The organism is Bacillota bacterium, from assembly GCA_036504675.1.
Classification (GTDB): domain Bacteria; phylum Bacillota; class Sulfobacillia; order JAJYWN01; family JAJZPE01; genus DASXUT01.
Map to the genome: position 1 here is coordinate 1 of DASXUT010000127.1, position 3,178 is coordinate 3,178.

Here is a 3,178-nt window from a genome sequence, read left to right on the forward strand (position 1 = left end):
TCAGGCTGCTGTTAGTATATTGCCGGAACAGGCCGTCGGACGGATTGACCGATGGGGCTGGGCTTGGTCGTCGACAAGCAGCGGATGACTCCGTGGGACCGCCTTTTTTGGGGCCCACGGTGTTTTTTTGCCCAAAACGAGAGGATCGTTCATGCCGGGACGAGAACCAGCCGTGACAACTATCGCGCCGCCGGCGCCAGGGGAGACTGGAAGCGGGCGGGCCGGGGGCGTGACCAAGCGCTACCGGCAGGTCAATCGCGTCTTGTGGGTGGTACTGGTCCTGAACTACGGGGTCTGTGCCCTCAAGCTGGTCGTCGGCTCTCTGGCCGGATCGGCCAGCATCATCGCCGACGGTTTCCACTCCCTGTCGGACGGGTCGTCGAACATCGTCGGCCTGGTCGGGATGAGCCTGGCCGCCAAGCCCGCCGACCATGACCATGCCTACGGCCACGCTAAGTACGAGACCCTGACGGCGACAGGAATCGCCGCCATGCTCTTCGTGGTCGCTTTGGAGGTCGTCAAGAGCGGGTGGGACCGTCTGCTCCACCCGGTCACCCCGACCATCGGCTTCGTGCAGTTCGCCGTGATGGTGGCGACGATGGGGATCAACCTCCTGGTGACGCTGTACGAGGCCGGGCGCGGACGGGCCTTGAAGAGCGACGTCCTGGTCTCAGATGCCGCGCACACCAGGAGCGACCTCTACGTCTCCGCTTCGGTCCTGGTCGGCTTGGTCTTTGTCAGGCTCGGATTCCCGATCGCCGACGCGATCGCTTCCATCTTCGTCGGTGCCCCAATTGTCAAGGTCGGCGCGGACATCGTCAGGGACAGCAGCCGGGTCCTCTGCGATGCCGCGGTGCTTGACCCGGAGGAGGTTGCCCAAGCGGTGATCGAGGTCCGGGGGGTGGCCGGTTGCCACAAGGTGCGCAGCCGGGGCCGGCAGGACCAAGTCTTCCTCGACCTCCACGTTCAGGTGGACGAGCCGCTCGACCTGGTTCAGACCCATGCCCTCGGCCACCTGGTGTCTGAGCGCCTGCGCGGCCGGTTCCCGAATGTCTACGATGTCTCGGTCCACGTCGAGCCGTCCGAGGCCAGGTCGGCCCGGCGAGCGGCGGTCGGGGAGTCGGCGACCAAGGCCTGCCGGGCGAACTCCTGAGCCGAGGATGGCGATTGTGCCCCGGAGCCGGGCGAGGTATAATTGGACCGAGGACAGGACTTGGTGAAGCCAGGGCCTGTTCGCAGAGAGTCCTCGAGGAGGTATAGACCATGCCGTTCAACAAGGACCAGACCATCGCCGACGTCCTGAGGGCCAATCCCAAGGCCATGCAAGTCTTCTTGAAGTACGGGATGCACTGCTTCGGGTGTCACATCTCGGTCGACGAGACCGTCGAGGCGGCCGCGCTGGCCCACCGGATCAACGTGGACAGCCTGATAAAGGATTTGAACGCCCTGGCCGCCAGCTGAAGGCGGGGCAAAGGGGATTCCAGAATCCCCAGTTTCACCAGCTACCGACCGAAGAGGCCGGGTCCGATGGACCCGGCCTTTGAATATCCATCGTCGGCATAAAAGCCGGCCTCCCGTAGCGATAATAGGTTCATCGACCAAGTCACGGACCGCAGTTCAACCAGACCTAAGATGGCCGATGTAAGCGACAAAACGGGGGGATTGGTCTTGCGTTCGAGGAGCTTCCATGGCCGGTTGCTGGCCGCCTGGCTCGCGGCTTTGCTGTTGCTGACAGTCAGTACGGGTTGCGCTCGGTTGGGGTGTTCGCCGGCCAAGAAACCTCTGGGCGGGGGTGCTTCCGGCCGCCTCGAGGTGATGGCTTTCTATGAAAACGGGGATACGTCCGGCACGTCCGGGGCTCAGGGACCTGGGGATAACGAGCAGACTTTCGTCGACTCCTTCCCAGCCCTGAAGGACAATGCGGCCTCGATCGACATCGTCACTCCCTTCTGGTTCTCGGTTGGGGGCGACGGATCGGTGACCACGGCCAAGCCGGTGTCCGAGGTCCAGGATTTCGCCAAGAAGAATAAGGTACAAGTATGGGCCCTGGTGAACAACGCCAAGCCCGGGGATCAGGTGGCCGGTGCGGTGCTGACCGACCCGACCGCTCGGGCCAACGCCATCAAGAACATCGAAGGCATCGCCGACAAGTACGGTTATGACGGGATCTTCATCGATTTCCAGCTGATCCCGCCCAAGTCTGGTCCCCAGCTGACCGCGATGGTCAGGCAGTTGGCCAAGGACCTCCACGCCAAGAAGAAGAAGCTGGGGGTGGCGCTCTTCCCGAAGATCGATGTCTCGCCCGACGTCAGCGGCGCCTATGACTATGCGGCGCTCGGTAAGGAGGCGGACGCGGTTCTCCTGATGGCCTATGACCGCCATTATGAGAGCAGCCCGCCGGGCCCGGTCTCGCCCCTGCCCTGGGTGGAGACAAACCTGAAGAGCACCCTGAAGTCGGTGCCGGCGAAGAAAGTTCTTCTGGCCATCGGGACCTATGGTTACGACTGGCCGGCCGGCGGGAACGGCGAATACCTCGCCACCAGGGTCGCCCTGAACCGGGCCAAGGCCAACGGGGCCACCGTCAAACGGGACAGCGCCTCCGGACAGCCGTATTTCACCTACACCAAGGATGGACTGGCCCACGAGGTCTGGTTCCAGGACGCCGAGGCGTTCCGCCAGCGGGCCGCTCTGGCCAAGAAGTACAAGCTGCGAGGGGTCGGGGTGTGGCGTCTGGGCTTCGAGGAGCCGGGGTTCTGGAAGGTCATCGCCGAGGCTATCGGCGCGGCCAAGAAGTAGCCTCCATGCGGACCGGCCGCGGCGAGACCGGGGCCGGCCCGGTCCCCCGTTTTGGGGGCTGCTCCCTTCTATTGGCCGTCCCTCTCCCATATCTCTATGGGTGAGGAAGTCCGGCCGGGACGGGGGGAGCAGCTTTGTTCTTTTTTGTGGTCGGCCGGCGGCAAACCCGAACGATCTTGGCCGCCCTGATCTGCCTGACCATTGTCCTGTCCTACCAGAGTCTGGCCGTCTGGGCCAACGCCCGCGGGGGCAGCAACCCCGACCTCGTCTGGTACGTATCGACTGATGAACCGGTGATTGCCCTGACCTTCGATGACGGCCCCGACCCCAAGTACACCCCGGCGGTCCTGAAGGCTCTCGACCAGTACGGTGCCAAGGCCAC

Annotated in this window: 4 protein-coding genes; all 4 read left to right on the forward strand. The window is 64.1% G+C overall.

The genetic code is table 11. From position 1 onward, the window contains the following. Positions 1 to 229 precede the first annotated feature (229 nt). Positions 230 to 1,153, forward strand: a complete 924-nt coding sequence (locus VGL40_08900; GenBank protein HEY3315372.1) for a cation diffusion facilitator family transporter — start codon at positions 230 to 232, stop codon at positions 1,151 to 1,153. A 110-nt stretch (positions 1,154 to 1,263) separates the two neighbouring features. Continuing rightward, positions 1,264 to 1,461: a DUF1858 domain-containing protein gene (locus VGL40_08905; protein ID HEY3315373.1), complete on the forward strand. Its 198-nt coding sequence runs from the start codon at positions 1,264 to 1,266 to the stop codon at positions 1,459 to 1,461. Between the two features lie 207 nt (positions 1,462 to 1,668). Beyond that, positions 1,669 to 2,796: a glycosyl hydrolase family 18 protein gene (locus tag VGL40_08910; GenBank protein ID HEY3315374.1), complete on the forward strand. Its 1,128-nt coding sequence runs from the start codon at positions 1,669 to 1,671 to the stop codon at positions 2,794 to 2,796. 206 nt (positions 2,797 to 3,002) lie between these two features. Further along, positions 3,003 to 3,178, forward strand: a 176-nt coding sequence (locus VGL40_08915; GenBank protein HEY3315375.1) for a polysaccharide deacetylase family protein, incomplete at its 3' end; no start/stop codon positions are given.